The organism is Streptomyces sp. NPDC044002, assembly GCF_056434525.1.
On record NZ_JBWKEZ010000016.1, the window covers coordinates 38963 to 57087 of the forward strand.

Below are 18125 nucleotides of genomic sequence, written 5' to 3' on the forward strand. Positions count from 1 at the left end.
TGATGATGCAGACCGCGAACAACTTCTCCGTATCCCGGTACGCGCCCCAGAAGGGCACCCTCGCCCGGCTGACGGCCCGCGACTCGGTCCTGCGCCGCCTCGACTGGCCGATACTGCTCTCCGCCCTCGGCCTGTCCCTGATCGGCGCCCTGCTCGTCTGGTCCGCCACCCGCCACCGGGACACCCTCAACCAGGGCGACCCGCAGTACTTCCTCTGGCGCCACCTGCTCAACACCGGCATCGGCTTCGTACTGATGATCGGGACGGTCCTCCTCGGCCACCGCAACCTGCGGGGCGCCGTCCCGGTCCTCTACGGACTCTCGCTCGTCCTCGTCACCGCCGTGCTCACCCCGCTCGGCGCCACCATCAACGGCGCCCACGCCTGGATCGTCATCGGCGGCGGCTTCTCCCTCCAGCCCTCCGAATTCGTCAAGGTCACGATCATCCTGGTGATGGCGATGCTGCTCGCCGCCCGGGTCGACGCCGGCGACCTCGAACACCCCGAACACCGCACCGTCGTCAAAGCCCTCTGCCTGGCCGCCGCCCCCATGGGCATCGTCATGCTGATGCCCGACCTCGGATCCGTCATGGTGATGGTCGTCATCGTGCTCGGCGTGCTGCTCGCCTCCGGCGCCTCCAACCGCTGGGTCCTCGGCCTGATGGGCACCGGCACCGCCGGAGCCGTCCTCATCTGGCAGCTCGGCGTCCTCGACCAGTACCAGATCAACCGCTTCGCCGCCTTCGCCAACCCCGAACTCGACCCCTCCGGCGCCGGCTACAACACCAACCAGGCCCGCATCGCCATCGGCGGCGGCGGCCTGACCGGCTCCGGCCTCTTCAAGGGCCCCCAGACCACCGGACAGTTCGTCCCCGAACAGCAGACCGACTTCGTCTTCACCGTCGCCGGCGAAGAGCTCGGCTTCGTCGGCGGCATCCTGATCCTCGGACTCCTCGGCATCGTCCTGTGGCGCGCCTGCATGATCGCCCGCGCCACCACCGAGCTGTACGGCACCATCGTCGCCGCCGGGATCATCGCCTGGTTCGCCTTCCAGGCCTTCGAGAACATCGGGATGAACCTCGGCATCATGCCCGTCGCCGGCCTGCCCCTGCCCTTCGTCTCCTACGGAGGATCGTCCATGTTCGCCGTCTGGGTGGCCATCGGCCTCCTCCAGTCGATCAAGGTCCAACGGCCCCTCTCGGCCTGACGCTCACACGGTGCGGAGGGAGGCTTTCCGCCGGACGCCGAGGCGCCCTCCCCCCGCGCACCGAACCGGACTAGATTCGGTCCATGGCGGACACGAAGCGCGAAATCGAGCGGAAATTCGAGTTCACGAAGCCCAAGACGGAACGGCGCGGAGTCCCTGACCTCACCGGCACGGCCGGCATCGCCACCGTCCTCGACCAGGGCGTAGCCGACCTCGACGCCGTCTACTACGACACCCCCGACCAGCGGCTCGCCGCCGACGGCCTCACCCTGCGCCGCCGCACCGGCGGCCACGACGCCGGCTGGCACCTCAAACTCCCCGTCGCCCCCGGCATCCGCGACGAGGTCACCGCCGCCCTCGGCGACACCGTCCCCGGCCCGCTCGCCGCCCTCGTCCGCTCCCGCGTCCGCCACTCCCCACTCGAACCCCGGGTCCGCCTCCTCTCCTCCCGCCGGACCAGCCACCTCCTCGACGCCGACGGCACGCTCCTCGCCGAACTCACCACCGACGCGGTCACCGCCGAACACCAGGACACCACCGCCACCTGGACCGAGGTCGAGGTGGAACTCGCCGACGGCACCGACCCCGGCCTCCTCGACGCCGTCGAGAAGACCTTCAAGAAGGCCGGACTCAAAGTCTCCGACGCCCCCTCCAAACTCGCCCGCGCCCTCACCGAGACCGGCGACCAGCCCCCCGCCCGCCCCGCCCCCGACCCCGCCGACGAGGGAACCGCCGGCGCGCACGTCCTCGCGTACCTGCGCGAACAGGTCACCGCCCTGATCACCCAAGACCCCGCCGTCCGCCGCGACCAGCCCGACGCCGTCCACCAGATGCGCGTCGCCTCCCGCCGCCTGCGCAGCGCCTTCAAGACCTACCGCAAGGTCCTCGACCGCCAGGTCACCGACCCCATCGGCGAAGAACTGCGCCGGCTCGGCACCGAACTCGGCGCCGACCGCGACCGCGAGGTCCTCCACGAACACCTCCGCACCGCCCTCGCCGGCCTCCCCCGCCCCCTCCTCGCCGGACCCGTCCGCAAACGCCTGCGCACCTGGAACACCACCCGCCGCGCCGCCTCCCGCCGCCGCGCCCTCACAGCCCTCGACAGCCCGCGCCACCTCGCCCTCCTCGACACCCTGGAAGCACTCCTCGCCGACCCGCCACTGCTCCCCGGCGCCGCCGAGCCCGCCGGCAAGACCCTCCCCAAGGCCGTGCTCCGCGACTACGCCAGACTCGCCTCCCGCATCGACCACGCCCTCTCCCTCGACCCCGGCCAAGAGGCCGACCACGCCCTCCACCAGGCCCGCAAGGCCGCCAAACGCGCCCGCTACGCCGCCGAAGCCGCCGAAGCCGCCCTCGGGAAACCCGCCCGGAAGCTCGCCACCGCCATGAAGGGCGTCCAGAACCTGCTCGGCGAACACCAGGACAGCGTCGTCGCCCGCACCGCCCTGCGCGACCTGGCCCACCAGGCCCACCGCGCAGGCGAACCCTCCTTCACCTGGGGCCTGCTCCACGGCCGCGAGGAGGCCCGCGCCGAACGCGCCGAACGAGACCTCCCCGCCACCTGGGCCGAGGCCGCCGACCCCCGGCTGCGGGCCGCCCTCAAGTGATCATGTGGGCGGGGGCATCCGGCCCTCAAGGTACGCTTGAGAGTCGCCCCCTGCCCGCTTCACGAAAGTCGCGTGATGTCCGAGTCGGTCTTCCCACAGCTCGAAGCTCTGCTCCCGCATGTGCAGAAGCCCATCCAGTACGTCGGTGGTGAGCTCAATTCCACCGTGAAGCCGTGGGAGTCCTGTGACGTCCGCTGGGCGCTCATGTACCCGGACGCCTACGAGGTGGGCCTGCCCAACCAGGGCGTCATGATCCTCTACGAGGTGCTCAACGAGCGCGAGGGCGTCCTCGCCGAGCGCACGTACTCGGTGTGGCCGGACCTGGAAGCCCTGATGCGCGAGCACCAGGTGCCCCAGTTCACCGTCGACAGCCACCGCCCGGTCTCCGCCTTCGACGTGTTCGGCCTGTCCTTCTCCACGGAGCTGGGCTACACCAACATGCTCACGGCGCTGGACCTCGCGGGCATCCCGCTGGAGGCGAAGAACCGTACGGTCGACCACCCCATCGTGCTCGCGGGCGGCCACGCGGCCTTCAACCCCGAGCCGATCGCGGAGTTCATCGACGCGGCCATCATCGGCGACGGCGAGCAGGCCGTCCTCGACATGACCGAGATCATCCGCACCTGGAAGGCCGAAGGCCGCCCCGGCGGCCGCGAGGAGGTGCTGCTGCGCCTCGCGAAGACCGGCAGCGTCTACATCCCGGGCTTCTACGACGTGGAGTACCTGGAGGACGGCCGCATCGGCCGCGTCGTCCCGAACCGCTCCGGCGTTCCGTGGCGCGTCTCCAAGCACACCGTCATGGACCTCGACGAGTGGCCCTACCCCAAGCAGCCCCTGGTCCCGCTCGCCGAGACCGTCCACGAGCGCATGTCCGTGGAGATCTTCCGCGGCTGCACCCGCGGATGCCGTTTCTGCCAGGCCGGCATGATCACGCGCCCCGTGCGGGAGCGAAGCATCACCGGCATCGGCGAAATGGTCGAGAAGGGCCTCAAGGCGACGGGCTTCGAGGAGGTCGGCCTGCTCTCCCTGTCCTCCGCGGACCACACGGAGATCGCCGACATCGCCAAGGGACTCGCGGACCGCTACTCGGACGACAAGGTGGGCCTGTCCCTCCCGTCGACCCGCGTGGACGCGTTCAACGTGGACCTGGCGAACGAGCTGACCCGCAACGGCCGCCGTTCCGGTCTGACCTTCGCCCCCGAGGGCGGCTCCGAGCGCATGCGCAAGGTCATCAACAAGATGGTCTCGGAAGAGGACCTGATCCGCACCGTCGCCACCGCCTACGGCAACGGCTGGCGCCAGGTGAAGCTGTACTTCATGTGCGGCCTGCCGACCGAGACCGACGAGGACGTCCTCCAGATCGGCGACATGGCGGTCAACGTCATCGCCAAGGGCCGCGAGGTCTCCGGCCAGAACGACATCCGCTGCACGGTCTCGATCGGCGGCTTCGTCCCGAAGCCCCACACCCCCTTCCAGTGGGCCCCGCAGCTCTCGGCGGAGGAGACGGACGCCCGCCTCGGCAAGCTCCGCGACAAGATCCGCGGGGACAAGAAGTACGGCCGCTCCATCGGCTTCCGCTACCACGACGGCAAGCCGGGCATCGTCGAGGGCCTCCTCTCGCGCGGCGACCGCCGCGTCGGCGACGTCATCCGCGCGGTCTACGAGGACGGCGGCCGCTTCGACGGCTGGCGCGAGCACTTCTCGTACGACCGCTGGATGCAGGCGGCGGAGAAGACCCTGCCGGCGTACGGCGTGGACGTGGCCTGGTACACGACCCGCGAGCGCACGTACGAGGAGGTCCTGCCCTGGGACCACCTGGACTCGGGCCTGGACAAGGACTGGCTCTGGGAGGACTGGCAGGACGCCCTCGACGAGACCGAGGTCGAGGACTGCCGCTGGACGCCGTGCTTCGACTGTGGCGTGTGTCCTGCGCTCCAGACCAGCATCCAGATCGGCCCGACGGGCAAGAAGCTGCTCCCGCTGAGCGTGGTGGGCAACTCCCCGAAGCCGTGACCTTGCCAAATGTCCCCCTTGCTGAAGGGCAGGGGGGACATTTGCATTTCTAGACGTCGAATGCGAACTCGTCTCTGATGATGACGAGCCTCAGCCGTGCGTCATCGGGCATGGCGAGCTGGATCTGGACCTGCGGGGCGCGGACCTTACGGACCTTGGTTCTTGTGACCTTGCACGTGATGCCCGCGCGGAGGAGGTCCTTGGTCATTCCCTTGCTGCCGCCCTCGGCCCAGGACTGGCGGAAGGTCTGCCCCGTAGGCCTCAGAACCCATCGGTCCCTGGCGTACTCCCTGATCTGTACGGGCTCGTCCCCGAGGGCGGACAGCACTTCGTCCATGAGTCGGGTGTAGATGCTTTGAGGATCGGGGGCTCCCTGCCCGCCTCCCGGGCAAGCGCGGCACCGGAGGTACTCGTAGCACTTGTCGGTGTTGGTCCTCGTCCTCTGCACGGTCATGTTGGTTCCGCAGTCTGCACAGACGAGTACGCCGAGGAAGGAGGTCGCTCCGTCCGGCCGGCGGGCGGGCTGGGACTTCGAGCGCTGGTCGAGTGCTGTCTGAAGCTCCTGGAACTGCTCCTCTGTGAAGATTCCCTCGGCGACGCGGATCGGATTGCCGTCCCTTCCGATTACCAGCTTTGAGCGGCGAATGCCGCCCTTCTTGTCTTCTTCTACGCGGTACCCCATGAGGGCCGGGTTTCGAAGTCGGCCAAGCAGCGTGGAGGCAGTGAGCCCCGGACCACACACGCCAGCGCGTACCAGCACCCTGGCCAGATGTCTGGCTGAGGCACCCCGCAGGATTCTGCGGTGACACCAGTGCAGGACGCGATGCGCGTCTTGGTCGACGGTTAGGGCCCTCCTGCCGTCCGGTCCCTCGGTCGTTGTGTAGCCGTATGCGGGTTTGCCGACAGGCCACCTGCTTTGTGTCTTCGTGTAGCTCCATAGGCTCGCGAGCCGACTTCCGGTGTTGGCTGCCTCGATCTCGGCGGCGCTGCTGACAAGAGCGGCCAGTGTTTTTCCGGCTTCTGTGGTCAGGTCGATGGGGTCATGTCTGGAGACCAGATTCTTTCCGAACCTCAAGCACCACGTGATCATCGTGGTCAAGTCGGCAACTCGCCGCACCAGGCGGTCCATCTTCCAGAAGAGCAGTACGTCGAATTCCGGAGTTCTGTCCCTGAGCCAAGGGCCGAGCTGCGGCCGTTGCCATGGTGGCACCTTTGTCGCGGAGACGTTGAGGTCGCGGGCGACCCCGACGATCCGGTACCCCCGCTCCCTGGCGAGGAGGCGAAGGTCGAGTTCCTGGCGTAAGGGGGAAGTGGTGGTATCCGTGAGCACCGAAAGCCGCACGGACAGCAGGGCCCGAGGCGCGTCGGCCGGCAGTGAGAGCTCATCCCTCTCCAACTCGGCGAGGAGTTCCTTGTCTGCTGCGGTCCAGGTATAAACCGGTTGGCGTGTTTTCATGTGAGAGAGGCTAGCGATTCGGTAGGGGTGTCCAACGTGAATGGGAAAAGTTGCTCGAATTTGGCAACCTCTGGCGAGATGTGTCGCTGCCCGGTGAAATGTCAAATTCTCTAAAGGGAGTCGGCTGATGGCCGAGACGGAAATCGACGTGGACGAGGAAGCGCTGGCGCTGGCTGCCGAAGCGCTCGGCACCAGGACGGTGCAGGACACCGTGAACGCGGCGCTGGTGGAGATTGCGGCGCGGGCCCGGCGGGCCGGGGCCGACGGCTGAGCGGTTGGACCCCCGGCGCAACGGAAGGCCCAGTTCTGGTGTCCTTAGCGGCATGCAGATGGAGAAGGCGCAGGCCGCGCCGGGTGGGGGCGGGTGTTTGACCGGGGTGGTCAGGGTGCCCGTGAAGATCGTCGCCGTGCTCGTGGTGCTGCCCGTGCGGGCCCTGTGGGACCTGCTGGTGGTGGGGGCGCGTGCTGCGCAGAGGCATGTGCTGGCGCCGCTCGGCCGGGGGGCCGGGTGGGTGCTCCTCCAGGTGTGGCGGTATCTGCTGCGGCCGTTGCTGCTCGTTCTCTTCTACTGGCCCTGGGTGGGGTTGTGGCGGTACCTCGTCGTGCCCGTCAGCAGGGTGACCTACACCTACCTGCTGCGGCCCCTCGGGCTGGGGACGGCCTGGCTGTGCGTGGCCTTCGGGCGGTACGTGCTCGTGCCGGTCGGGAGCGGGATCGGATGGGTGCTGCGGCACGTGGTGGTGCTGCCGGCGGGGTGGCTGTACCGGGCGGTGCTGACGCCCGTCGGGCACGGGCTGCGCTGGCTGGTGCGGGGGCTCTGCCTGGTGGTGTTCGTGTGGCCCTGGGTGGGGTTGTGGCGGTACGTGCTCGTGCCGGGCGGACACGGGCTGGCCTGGGCGGGACGGTACGTGCTCCTGCCGCCGCTCTCCCTGCTGTACCGGTACGTCCTCCTGCCGCTCGGGGAGCTCCTCCTCGCCGCCTGGCACATCGCCGGCCGGATCCTGCGCGCCCTCGGCCGCGGGCTGCGCCGGCTGTGGCGCGGCTGGGTCGCCCGGCCCGCCGCGTGGGTGTACCGGCAGGTGGCCACACCCGTCGGGCACGCCGTGCGCGAGGTGTGGCGCACCTCCCGTGCCGCGGTGCGGGAGGCGCGGGCCGAGGTGCGTCGCATGCTGTTCGGGGGGCCGCCGGGGGAACCGGCGAGGTCACGGGCGCGTACTCTGGGTAGTACGACAGCCGCCGACGCGGCACCCGCTCCCGAGATCTCCCCGCGCAATCGGCGGGGGTGAGCCGGACGGGTCGACAGACCTCAGGGCGGCGCGCGAGCCGCGACGCCCCGCACAAGGAGAAGAACCACTGGGCAAGCGACAGCCCGAAGGCCCGCCTCCCGCACCGGTGGTGCAGCGCATCCGACTGCGCTACACCAAGCGTGGCCGCCTCCGGTTCACCAGCCACCGAGACTTCCAGCGCGCGTTCGAACGCGCCCTGCGCCGTGCCGAGGTACCCATGGCGTACTCGGCGGGCTTCACCCCGCACCCCCGCGTCTCGTACGCGAACGCCGCTCCCACCGGGACCGGCAGCGAGGCCGAGTACCTGGAGATCGGCCTCGCCCAGCACCGCGACCCCGAGAAGCTCCGCGAGCTGCTCGACGAGTCGATGCCGCTCGGCCTCGACATCGTCGACGCCGTCGAGGCCCGGACCTCCGGGCTCGCGGACCGACTGACGGCCTCCGTCTGGGAGCTGCGCCTGGAGGGCGTGGAGCCCGCCGACGCCGCGCGGGCGGTGGAGGTCTTCCTCGCCGCCGAGACGGTCGAGGTACAGCGCCGGACCAAGAACGGCATGCGGACCTTCGACACCCGCGGTGCCGTCGTCAGCCTCGAGGCCCTTCCTGCCCAGGTTGATAGGCCGCTGGACAATGCCTGTGCGATACTGCGGCTGGTTGTTCGGCATTTGACACCTGCCGTGCGACCCGACGACGTCCTGTCCGGTCTCCAAGCTGTGGCCGACCTGGCGCCGCCGGTCCCCGCAGCGGTGACCAGGCTGGCGCAGGGGCTCTTCGACGAGGAGTCCGGCACGGTGACCGACCCGCTCGCGCCCGACCGCGAGGCTGTCACGGCCGCTCCACCCACGGCCGCCGTGAACGCCGACGCGAAGGCGCCGGAAGGTCCCGCCGCGTAAGGACCGTCGTCGTCGCGCCGCCCTGGAACTCGGGAGCCACCTGGGTCGGGCAGCGCACTGACCTGAAGACTTCCGCCAGGCCGTACGGACAACACGTACGGAACCGGCGGGCCATGGACTACAGCTCCCGTGTGGCGAACGCGCCCCGGAGGCCGGTTCCGCGCTCCATCGCGCGGAGCCGTGCCGGACCGGATGTCAGCCGCGGCGCCCGGGAGCGTGACGGGAGAACCGCCCGCATGCTCAACAACGAAAACGACAACACCCCCGCCGCCGACAGTGGCAGCCCCAGCGACAACCTGCCCCCGCGCAGGCGTCGCCGTGCGGCTTCCCGGCCGGCCGGCCCGCCCGGCGGCGTCGTCGCCGAGGCGCCCGTAGAGGCCGCGCCCGCTGCCGCTCCGGTCGTGGAGGAGGCTCCGGCCGCTCCCGCCCCGCGTGCCCGTCGCCGTGCCACCCGTGCCGTCGCCGCTCCGGTGGCCGAGGCCGCCGAGGTCGTGGTGGAGGCCGCTGCGGCTCCGGCGCCGGTCGTGGAGGAGGCTCCGGCCGCTCCCGCCCCGCGTACGCGTCGCCGTGCCACCCGCGCCGCCACCGCTCCGGCCGCCGAGGCCGTAGAGGTCGCCGCGGAGGCCGCGCCCGCTGCCGCGCCGGTCGTGGAGGAGGCTCCCGCCGCTCCCGCCCCGCGCGCCCGTCGCCGTGCCACCCGCGCCGCCACCGCTCCGGCCGCCGAGGCCGTAGAGGCCGTAGAGGTCGCCGCCGAGGCCGCTCCGGCTGCCGCTCCGGTCGTGGAGGAGGCTCCGGCCGCTCCCGCCCCGCGTGCCCGTCGTCGTGCCACCCGTGCCGTCGCCGCTCCGGTCGCCGTGACCGAGGCCGCCGAGGTCGTCGTGGAGGCCGCCGCCGCTCCCGCTCCGGTCGTGGAGGAGGCCCCGGCCGCTCCCGCCCCGCGTACGCGTCGCCGTGCCACCCGTGCCGTCGCCGCTCCGGCCGTCGTGGCCGAGCCCGCCCCGGTCGTGGAGGACGAGGAGGAGGCCGAGGAAGAGGTGCAGGCCGTCGTGGAGGAGGCCCCCAAGGCCGCCACCCGCGCCGTGACCGTCGCCGACGCCGTGGACGCCCCCAAGCGCGGCCGTCGCCGCGCCACCCGCGCCTCCGCCCCGGCCGCCCCCGCCGCCGCGCAGCCCGCTCAGGCCGCCGCCGAGCCGGAGGCCGCTCCGAACCGCGCCGCCCGCCGTGCCGCGCGCCCGGCCGTGGCCGTCTTCCAGGCCCCGGTGTTCGCCGAGCCGATGTTCCAGACCCCGGAGACCGCGGCCATGGCCGCCGCGGCCGCTGCCGCCGCCGCTTCGGCGGAGGAGGCCGAGGAGACCGAGGAGGAGGCCGAGGCCGCCGCCGAGGTCCAGGCCCCCGCCGCGCAGCCGGCCGGCCGTCGTCGCCGCCGTCGTGGCGCCGTCGCCGAGCCCGTGGCCGCGGCCGAGCCGGAGCTCGTGGAGGAGGAGCCGGAGGCCGAGGCCGACGGCTTCGACGAGGACGAGTCCGACGAGTCGGGCGAGCGTCCCTCGCGCCGCCGTCGTCGCGGTGGCCGTCGCCGCCGTCGCGGTGAGGCCGCCGACCTGGACGAGTCCGCGTACGAGGAGACCGAGGGCGAGGCCGCCGCGCAGGAGGCCGAGCCGCAGGAAGCCGACCAGGAGGAAGAGGACGAGGAGGCCGAGGAGGCCCTCGGTTCCACCTCCAGCCGTCGTCGCCGCCGCCGTCGCCGCCGCAGCGGTGACGGTGCCGTCGAGGTCGAGGCGGGCGAGGAGGACGGTGTCCGCACCGTGCTCAAGGTCCGCGAGCCGCGCCCGGCGCGCGAGAAGGCCGAGCCGTCCGACGAGGTGCAGTCCATCAAGGGCTCGACCCGTCTGGAGGCGAAGAAGCAGCGCCGCCGCGAGGGCCGCGAGCAGGGCCGCCGCCGCGTGCCGATCATCACCGAGGCCGAGTTCCTGGCCCGCCGTGAGGCCGTCGAGCGCGTGATGGTCGTCCGCCAGTCCGGTGAGCGCACCCAGATCGGCGTCCTCGAGGACAACGTGCTCGTCGAGCACTACGTCAACAAGGAAGAGGCCACCTCGTACGTCGGCAACGTCTACCTGGGCAAGGTCCAGAACGTGCTGCCGTCGATGGAGGCCGCCTTCATCGACATCGGCAAGGGCCGCAACGCCGTCCTGTACGCCGGTGAGGTCAACTTCGAGGCGCTCGGCATGGCCAACGGGCCGCGCCGCATCGAGTCCGCCCTGAAGTCCGGCCAGTCGGTCCTGGTGCAGGTCACCAAGGACCCGATCGGCCACAAGGGTGCCCGTCTGACCAGCCAGGTCTCGCTGCCCGGCCGCTACCTGGTGTACGTGCCCGAGGGCTCGATGACCGGTATCAGCCGCAAGCTGCCCGACACCGAGCGCGCGCGTCTGAAGACCATCCTCAAGAAGATCGTCCCCGAGGACGCGGGCGTCATCGTGCGCACCGCCGCCGAGGGTGCGAGCGAGGACGAGCTGCGCCGTGACGTCGAGCGTCTGCAGGCGCAGTGGGAGGACATCCAGAAGAAGTCGAAGCAGATCACGACCTCGTCGCCGAGCCTGCTGTACGGCGAGCCGGACATGACGGTCCGGGTCGTGCGCGACATCTTCAACGAGGACTTCTCCAAGGTCATCATCAGCGGTGACCAGGCGTGGGAGACCATCCACGGCTACGTGTCCCACGTGGCCCCGGACCTGGCCGACCGGCTGTCCCGCTGGACCTCCGAGGTCGATGTCTTCGCGACGTACCGGATCGACGAGCAGCTCGCCAAGGCGCTCGACCGCAAGGTGTGGCTGCCCTCGGGCGGCTCCCTCGTGATCGACAAGACCGAGGCGATGATCGTCATCGACGTCAACACCGGCAAGTTCACCGGTCAGGGCGGCAACCTCGAGGAGACCGTCACCAGGAACAACCTGGAGGCGGCCGAGGAGATCGTGCGCCAGCTGCGGCTGCGCGACCTGGGCGGCATCGTCGTCATCGACTTCATCGACATGGTCCTGGAGTCCAACCGCGACCTGGTGCTGCGGCGCATGCTGGAGTGCCTGGGCCGGGACCGGACCAAGCACCAGGTGGCCGAGGTCACCTCGCTGGGCCTGGTGCAGATGACCCGCAAGCGGGTGGGCCAGGGTCTGCTGGAGTCCTTCTCCGAGACCTGCGTCCACTGCAACGGCCGCGGTGTGATCGTGCACATGGAGACGCCGACCGCGGTCGGCGGCGGTGGCAACGGCAAGCGCGCCAAGCGCCGCGGTGGCCGCGCCGTGGAGCACGAGCACGAGCACGGCCTGGAGACGGTCGAGACCGTCGAGGCCGAGGTGCTGGAGGCCGAGACCGAGGCCGAGGTGGCCGCGGAGCTCGCCGCGCCGCGCGCCCTTCCGGAGCCGGCGTTCGTGCCGGACGAGGAGCTGTACAGCAGCCCGGCCGAGGCCGAGGCCGCCGCGGGCATCAGCGGGCGCCGCAACCGTCGCCGCGCCACCCGTAAGGCGACCGCTCCGGCGGGTGCCCCGCGCGGTGCGGAGCGGTTCGCCGCTCCGGCGCCGGCGGCTCCCGCGCCGGTGGTCCCGGTGGTGGAGGCGGAGCCGGTCACCGAGCCCGCGGACACGGTGCTGGAGCCGGCCGCCGAGGTCGTCGCCGAGGCCGTGGAGACGGTGGAGGCCGCCCCGGCCGCTCCGGTGGAGGAGGCCGCGCCGAAGGGCCGTACCCGTCGCCGGGCGACCCGCAAGGCGACCGCCCCGGAGCCGGAGCCCGTCGTGGCCGCGGAGCCGGTGGCCGTGGCCGAGCCCGTCGCCGAGCCGGTCGTGGAGGCCGTCGCCGAGCCCGTCGCCGAGCCGGTGGCGGTGCCCGTGGCCGAGGAGCCCGTCGCGGAGCCCGAGGCCCAGCCCGAGCCCGTCGCCGAGACCCCGGCCGAGCCGGTCGTGGAGGCCGCCCCGGCCCGTCCGCGCCGTCGCGCCGTACGCAAGGCCACCGCGCCCGCGGGTGCGGCCGAGGCCGCCGTCGTGGTCGTCGAGACCCCGGTCGTGGAGGCCGTCGCGGAGGCCGTCCCGGCCGAGGCCCCGGCCGGCGAGGCCGATGCCGAGGCTCCGGCTCCGGCGAAGAAGGCCGCCCGCAAGGCTCCGGCCAAGAAGGCGGCCACCACGGCGAAGAAGGCTCCGGCCAAGAAGGCCGCGGCCGCCAAGAAGACCGTCGCGAAGAAGGCGACGGCCAAGAAGACCACGGCGAAGCGGGCCACGAAGAAGACCGCGGCGGCGGAGCAGAGCGCTCCGTCCGTCACGGCTCCGACCGAGGCCTGATCCGTTCCGTGACCGTGGACCCCGCCTCCGGGCGGGGTCCACGGTGCTGCGGGGCCCGGTTTGACCCTCCGGAACCAGCCCCGTAACCTAGACCGTCGGCGTGTCTTGGACGATTTTCCGTTCAGTGTGCGTCGCGCTCCTGAGCACCTTCCTCCCGCACGACCGCGCAAGCGGCCGGGTCACGGGAGAGGCCGCTCGTCCAATCCGGATCACCGTGGGCCCCGGCCCGTGTGAGTGGCTGGCTTCAGGAGCATCCGTCCCGAGTGAGAGAGAGATCCGCGTGTACGCCATCGTGCGCAGCGGTGGTCGCCAGCACAAGGTTGCTGTCGGCGACATCGTTGAGGTTGACAAGATTTCCACTGCCAAGGCTGGCGACACGGTCGAGCTCTCGACCCTGCTCGTTGTCGACGGCGACGCCGTGACCAGCGACCCGTGGGTGCTGGCCGGGATCAAGGTCACGGCCGAGGTCGTGGACCACACCAAGGGCGCCAAGATCGACATCCTGCGCTACAAGAACAAGACCGGCTACCGCCGTCGCCAGGGTCACCGTCAGCAGTACACGGCGATCAAGGTCACCGGTATCCCCACGGCTGCGAAGTAAGAGGGACTGAGACATGGCACACAAGAAGGGCGCATCGTCCACCCGGAACGGGCGCGATTCCAACGCTCAGCGGCTCGGCGTGAAGCGCTTCGGCGGTCAGGTCGTTTCCGCCGGCGAGATCCTCGTCCGCCAGCGCGGCACCCACTTCCACCCGGGTGCGGGTGTCGGTCGCGGTGGCGACGACACGCTGTTCGCGCTGCTGCCGGGTGCGGTGCAGTTCGGTACGCACCGTGGCCGCAAGGTCGTCAACATCGTTCCGGCCGCCTGATCCAGCTCCTGCTGAATCACAAGCGTTCGTAACACCCCGAGGGCGGATCTCAGCTCTTCCCGGCACACGCCGGGAAGAGAGGTCCGCCCTCGGCGCGTTGTCACATAGACACGTTTAATGGGCAGCAAGGCCTGCCCGGGACATTCCCGTATGTATCTGGAGGAACATCCATGACCACCTTCGTGGACCGCGTCGAGCTGCACGTCGCCGCGGGTAACGGGGGCCACGGCTGCGCCTCCGTTCACCGGGAGAAGTTCAAGCCGCTCGGCGGCCCCGACGGCGGCAACGGCGGCCGTGGCGGTGACGTGATCCTGGTGGTGGAGCAGGCGATCACCACCCTGCTGGACTACCACCACAGCCCGCACCGCAAGGCCACGAACGGCAAGCCCGGCGAGGGCGGCAACCGCTCCGGCAAGGACGGCCAGGACCTGGTCCTGCCCGTGCCGGACGGCACCGTCGTCCTCGACAAGCAGGGCAACGTGCTCGCCGACCTCGTCGGCCAGGGCACCACGTACGTCGCCGCCGAGGGCGGCCGCGGCGGCCTCGGCAACGCCGCGCTCTCCTCCGCCCGCCGCAAGGCGCCCGGCTTCGCCCTCCTCGGCGTCCCCGGTGACAGCGGTGACATCGTCCTGGAGCTGAAGACCGTCGCCGACGTGGCGCTGGTCGGCTTCCCGAGCGCCGGCAAGTCCTCGCTGATCTCGGTGCTCTCCGCGGCCAAGCCGAAGATCGCGGACTACCCCTTCACCACCCTCGTCCCGAACCTGGGCGTGGTCACGGCCGGCTCGACCGTCTACACCATCGCCGACGTCCCGGGTCTGATCCCGGGCGCCAGCCAGGGCAAGGGCCTCGGCCTGGAGTTCCTGCGCCACGTCGAGCGCTGCTCGGTCCTCGTGCACGTGCTGGACACGGCCACCCTGGAGACCGACCGCGACCCCGTGGCCGACCTCGACGTCATCGAGGAAGAGCTCAAGATCTACGGCGGCGGCCTGGAGAAGCGCCCGCGCCTCGTCGTCCTGAACAAGGTCGACATCCCCGACGGCCAGGAGCTCGCGGACATGGTCCGCCCGGACCTGGAGGCCCGCGGCTACAAGGTGTTCGAGGTCTCCGCGGTCGCCCGTACGGGTCTGAAGGAGCTCTCGTACTTCCTCGCCGAGGTCGTCGCGAAGGCGCGCGCCCGCAAGCCCAAGCAGGAGGCGACCCGCATCGTCATCCGCCCGAAGGCCGTGGACGACGCCGGCTTCACCGTCACCTACGACGAGGTCGAGGAGGTGTACCGGGTGCGCGGCGAGAAGCCGGAGCGCTGGGTCCGCCAGACCGACTTCAACAACGACGAGGCCGTCGGCTACCTCGCCGACCGGCTCAACCGCCTCGGTGTCGAGGACGCGCTGAAGAAGGCCGGTGCCAAGGCGGGCGACGGCGTCGCGATCGGTTCCGAGGAGAACGCGGTCGTCTTCGACTGGGAGCCGACCGTGATGGCCGGAGCCGAGATGCTGGGCCGCCGCGGTGAGGACCACCGCCTGGACGCCCCGCGTCCGGCCACCCAGCGCCGCAACGAGAAGGAAGCCCGCCGCGGCGACTCCGCCCAGAAGGAGTACGACGAGTTCCGTCCCTTCTGACCGGGCGGGGCGTGCGGGCGGGGCGGCGCGGAGGCGGCTTGAAGTCGGCTTTACACCGTTCGCTTAGGATCCTGCGGGTGAGCAGCAGTCATTCCAGCAGTGGCACCCCCTCGGTCTCGGTGGTGGTGATCGCGTACAACGACGCCGGGCTCGTGGGCGAGGCCGTTTCCTCGGCCCTCGCCCAGGGCCCGGTGGTCGCCGAGGTCATCGTCGTGAACGACGCCTCCTCGGACGGGACCGCCGGCGTGCTGGACGGGCTGGCGGCGGTCCACCCGCGCCTGCGGGTCCTGCACCGCACGGAGAACAGCGGCGGCTGCGGCACCCCCCGCAACGACGGGATCGCCGCCGCGACCTCCCCGTACGTCCTCTTCCTCGACAGCGACGACGTCCTGCCTCCGGGCGCGGCCGAGGCGCTGCTGCGGGCCGCCGAGGAGCACCGGGCGCCCGTCACCGTCGGCGCGTGCGTGCGCCGCGAGCTGCCCGAGGGCCGCGAGGTGCCCTGGATGCCGGGCCTGTACGTGCCGGGCGAGGTCGTCGAGCGGCCGGCGGACCGGCCCGAGCTGGTCCGTGACACCCTCTGCGTCAACAAGCTGTACGAGCGTGCCTTCCTGGAGAAGCACGGGATCCGCTTCCCCGACGGCCGGTTCGTGTACGAGGACTTCGTCTTCACCTCCCGCGTCCTGGCCGCAGGTCCCCGGATCGCGGTCGTCGGCGACCTCGTCTACGTGTGGCACGTGCGCCGCAGCGCCGCCCAGGTGTCGATCTCCCTGGACCGCAAGGACGTCGGGAACTGGCGTTCCCGAGTCGAGGCCCACCGCACCGCCTCCCGCACCCTCGCCGCCGCCTCCCCGGAGCTGGGCCGTGCCTGCCAGGTGAAGTTCCTCGACTACGACCTGCGGATGTACCTGCGCGAGCTCGGCAAGGACCCGGAGTACCGGGCCGCCTGGTGGGCGCTGACCCGTGAGTACCTGGCCGGCTTCGACCCCGCCGACACCGCCGCCGCGCCCGCCCGTGCCCGCTGGGCCGCCGCTGTGCTGGCGGCCGCCGAGACCCCGCCCGGGGACTTGGAGCGGCTGATGCGGTTCGCCGCCGAGCCGGCCCGGCTGCTGCCCCCGTACGCGCGTGACGCGGCCGGGGTGCCGGTGTGGAGCGCCGGGCTGCCCGTGCCGCTGGACGGGCTCGACGCCCTGCCGGTGGCCGAGCTGCCCGTCACCGTCGACGCCGAGCCCGCCGGGGCGGGGGCCCTGCGGCTGCGGGTGCGCGACCTGTACGGGCGGCTCGCCGAGGCGGGTCCGCAGACCGTCCAGCTGAGCTTTCCGCCCCGGGCGGGGGGTGATCCCGTCCTGCTGCGGCCGGTGGAGCTGCGGGCCGCCGCCGACGGGGACGGGTGGAGTGCCGAGGTGCCGTTCCGGCCGGCCGCGCTGGCCGCCGAGGGGCGCCGCCGGGGGCTGCGCGGGATGCAGGCCTGGGACGTCCGGGTGGGCGTGCGCTGCGCCGACGGGAGCTCCCTGCACACCTCCCTGCGCCCCCTGGGCGGTCTGCTCCGCCGCAGGGCCCTGCCCAGCAGCCGGTACGGTGTTCTGCTGGCGCAGCCCTACCGCACGGCCGCCGGTGCGCTGGCCGTCCGCCTCGCGCCCGGTGCCGGGGGCGCGCTGACCTTCGTACGCAACCGCCTCGACCGCGCCCGCACGCGCAGGTCACGCTAGAGCTCGGGAGATACGCATGACATTTCTGATCACCGGTGGCGCCGGATACATCGGCGCGCACGTCGTCCGGGCGATGCTGCTCGCGGGTGAGAAGGTCGTGGTCTTCGACGACCTCTCCACGGGCCGGGAGGACCGCGTGCCGGAGGGCGTCCCGCTGGTGACGGCCTCGGTGCTGGACCGCCTCGCCCTGGACGAGGCCCTCCGCGAGCACAGGATCACCGGCGTGGTACACCTGGCGGGCAAGAAGCAGGTCGGCGAGTCCGTCGAGAAGCCGCTGTACTACTACCGCGAGAACGTGCAGGGCCTCACGGTGCTGCTGGAGGCCGTGGTGGCGGCGGGCATCCGCAACTTCCTGTTCTCTTCCTCCGCCTCCGTGTACGGGATGCCCGACGTGGACTCCGTCACGGAGGAGACCCCGTGCAAGCCGCTGAGCCCGTACGGGGAGACCAAGCTGGCCGGCGAGTGGCTGGTCCGGGCCGCCGGCAAGGCGCACGGGATCTCCACCGCCTGTCTGCGCTACTTCAACGTGGCGGGCGCGGCGGCCCCCGAGCTGGCGGACACCGGGGTCTTCAACCTGGTGCCGATGGTCTTCGAGCGCTACGACGCCGGCGAGGGCGCCCGGATCTTCGGCGACGACTACCCGACCCCGGACGGCACCTGCATCCGTGACTACATCCACGTGGAGGACCTCGCGGACGCGCACGTGGTGGCGGCCCGCCGGCTCGCCGAGTGGGGTGCGGCGGGGGAGTACAAGGACCTCACCGTCAACATCGGGCGCGGTGAGGGCGTCTCCGTCAAGGAGATGGTCGAGCTGCTGAACGCGGGCACCGGGCACACCTACGCGCCGGTCGTCACCCCGCGGCGCCCCGGTGACCCGGCGAAGGTCGTGGCCTCGGCCGACCGGATCGCGTCCGAGCTGGGCTGGAAGGCGCGGCACGACGTCCGCGAGATGATCACCTCGGCGTGGGCCGGCTGGGAGGCCAACCGTGCGCCCGGCCACGGCGACCACCACCGGGACGTCCACAAGGTCTGAGGACCGCGTACACACCGCGTACACGCAGAGGCGGGGGGGTGGGGGGGGGGGGGGGGGGGGGGGGGGGGGGGGGGGGGGGGGGGGGGGGGAGGGGGGGGGGGGAGAGATACAGAAAAAAAGAAAAGG

13 protein-coding genes are annotated in these 18125 nt (G+C 71.7%); 12 read left to right on the plus strand and 1 reads right to left on the minus strand.

The window, feature by feature from the left end; all coding sequences use genetic code 11:
* Window positions 1–5: 5 nt before the first annotated feature.
* The 3 genes from rodA to AC07A6_RS14800 all read left to right on the plus strand — a co-directional run bounded on the left by rodA (window position 6) and on the right by AC07A6_RS14800 (window position 4825).
* Window positions 6–1205: a rod shape-determining protein RodA gene (gene rodA / locus AC07A6_RS14790; RefSeq protein WP_362467264.1), complete on the plus strand. Its 1200-nt coding sequence runs from the start codon at window positions 6–8 to the stop codon at window positions 1203–1205.
* Window positions 1206–1288: 83 nt separating this feature from the next.
* Window positions 1289–2812 carry a CYTH and CHAD domain-containing protein gene (locus AC07A6_RS14795; protein WP_478777355.1) on the plus strand — a complete coding sequence of 508 codons (1524 nt, stop codon included), beginning with the start codon at window positions 1289–1291 and terminating at the stop codon, window positions 2810–2812.
* 75 nt (window positions 2813–2887) lie between these two features.
* Window positions 2888–4825, plus strand: a complete 1938-nt coding sequence (locus AC07A6_RS14800; protein ID WP_362467245.1) for a TIGR03960 family B12-binding radical SAM protein — start codon at window positions 2888–2890, stop codon at window positions 4823–4825.
* Between the two features lie 49 nt (window positions 4826–4874).
* Here AC07A6_RS14800 and AC07A6_RS14805 read toward each other — a convergent pair whose 3' ends face one another.
* The gene (locus tag AC07A6_RS14805; protein ID WP_478777356.1) at window positions 4875–6281 is read right to left on the minus strand and encodes a recombinase family protein; all 1407 of its coding nucleotides are present in this window, start codon (window positions 6279–6281) and stop codon (window positions 4875–4877) included.
* A gap of 127 nt (window positions 6282–6408) precedes the next feature.
* On the opposite strand from AC07A6_RS14805, the gene AC07A6_RS14810 reads away from it, so the two are divergent.
* From AC07A6_RS14810 to galE, 9 genes are all read left to right on the plus strand, one after another.
* Complete coding sequence (locus AC07A6_RS14810) at window positions 6409–6552, plus strand: DUF2191 domain-containing protein (RefSeq protein ID WP_362467243.1); 144 nt, start codon at window positions 6409–6411, stop codon at window positions 6550–6552.
* 52 nt (window positions 6553–6604) lie between these two features.
* Window positions 6605–7567, plus strand: coding sequence for a hypothetical protein (locus AC07A6_RS14815; protein ID WP_478777357.1), 963 nt, complete (start codon window positions 6605–6607; stop codon window positions 7565–7567).
* A gap of 109 nt (window positions 7568–7676) precedes the next feature.
* Complete coding sequence (locus AC07A6_RS14820) at window positions 7677–8456, plus strand: TIGR03936 family radical SAM-associated protein (protein WP_285342785.1); 780 nt, start codon at window positions 7677–7679, stop codon at window positions 8454–8456.
* Between the two features lie 236 nt (window positions 8457–8692).
* Window positions 8693–12775, plus strand: a complete 4083-nt coding sequence (locus AC07A6_RS14825) for an Rne/Rng family ribonuclease (protein WP_478777358.1) — start codon at window positions 8693–8695, stop codon at window positions 12773–12775.
* A gap of 280 nt (window positions 12776–13055) precedes the next feature.
* A complete protein-coding gene (gene rplU, locus AC07A6_RS14830; protein ID WP_007264039.1) occupies window positions 13056–13376 on the plus strand; it encodes a 50S ribosomal protein L21 in 321 nt (106 codons plus the stop codon).
* A gap of 13 nt (window positions 13377–13389) precedes the next feature.
* Window positions 13390–13644: a 50S ribosomal protein L27 gene (rpmA, locus tag AC07A6_RS14835; protein WP_007264038.1), complete on the plus strand. Its 255-nt coding sequence runs from the start codon at window positions 13390–13392 to the stop codon at window positions 13642–13644.
* Between the two features lie 170 nt (window positions 13645–13814).
* Window positions 13815–15260 (plus strand): GTPase ObgE, encoded by a 1446-nt coding sequence (gene obgE, locus AC07A6_RS14840; protein WP_362467240.1) that lies wholly within the window; start codon window positions 13815–13817, stop codon window positions 15258–15260.
* Between the two features lie 77 nt (window positions 15261–15337).
* Window positions 15338–16966 carry a glycosyltransferase family 2 protein gene (locus AC07A6_RS14845; protein WP_478777359.1) on the plus strand — a complete coding sequence of 543 codons (1629 nt, stop codon included), beginning with the start codon at window positions 15338–15340 and terminating at the stop codon, window positions 16964–16966.
* A 16-nt stretch (window positions 16967–16982) separates the two neighbouring features.
* Window positions 16983–17999 (plus strand): UDP-glucose 4-epimerase GalE, encoded by a 1017-nt coding sequence (galE, locus tag AC07A6_RS14850; protein WP_478777360.1) that lies wholly within the window; start codon window positions 16983–16985, stop codon window positions 17997–17999.
* Window positions 18000–18125: the final 126 nt, after the last annotated feature.

Coding starts and splice junctions, on each gene's coding strand:
- rodA (WP_362467264.1), top strand. CDS start 6: ATGCAGACCGCGAACAACTTCTCCGTATCCCGGTACGCGCCCCAGAAG.
- AC07A6_RS14795 (WP_478777355.1), top strand. CDS start 1,289: ATGGCGGACACGAAGCGCGAAATCGAGCGGAAATTCGAGTTCACGAAG.
- AC07A6_RS14800 (WP_362467245.1), top strand. CDS start 2,888: ATGTCCGAGTCGGTCTTCCCACAGCTCGAAGCTCTGCTCCCGCATGTG.
- AC07A6_RS14805 (WP_478777356.1), bottom strand. CDS start 6,281: ATGAAAACACGCCAACCGGTTTATACCTGGACCGCAGCAGACAAGGAA.
- AC07A6_RS14810 (WP_362467243.1), top strand. CDS start 6,409: ATGGCCGAGACGGAAATCGACGTGGACGAGGAAGCGCTGGCGCTGGCT.
- AC07A6_RS14815 (WP_478777357.1), top strand. CDS start 6,605: ATGCAGATGGAGAAGGCGCAGGCCGCGCCGGGTGGGGGCGGGTGTTTG.
- AC07A6_RS14825 (WP_478777358.1), top strand. CDS start 8,693: ATGCTCAACAACGAAAACGACAACACCCCCGCCGCCGACAGTGGCAGC.
- rpmA (WP_007264038.1), top strand. CDS start 13,390: ATGGCACACAAGAAGGGCGCATCGTCCACCCGGAACGGGCGCGATTCC.
- obgE (WP_362467240.1), top strand. CDS start 13,815: ATGACCACCTTCGTGGACCGCGTCGAGCTGCACGTCGCCGCGGGTAAC.
- galE (WP_478777360.1), top strand. CDS start 16,983: ATGACATTTCTGATCACCGGTGGCGCCGGATACATCGGCGCGCACGTC.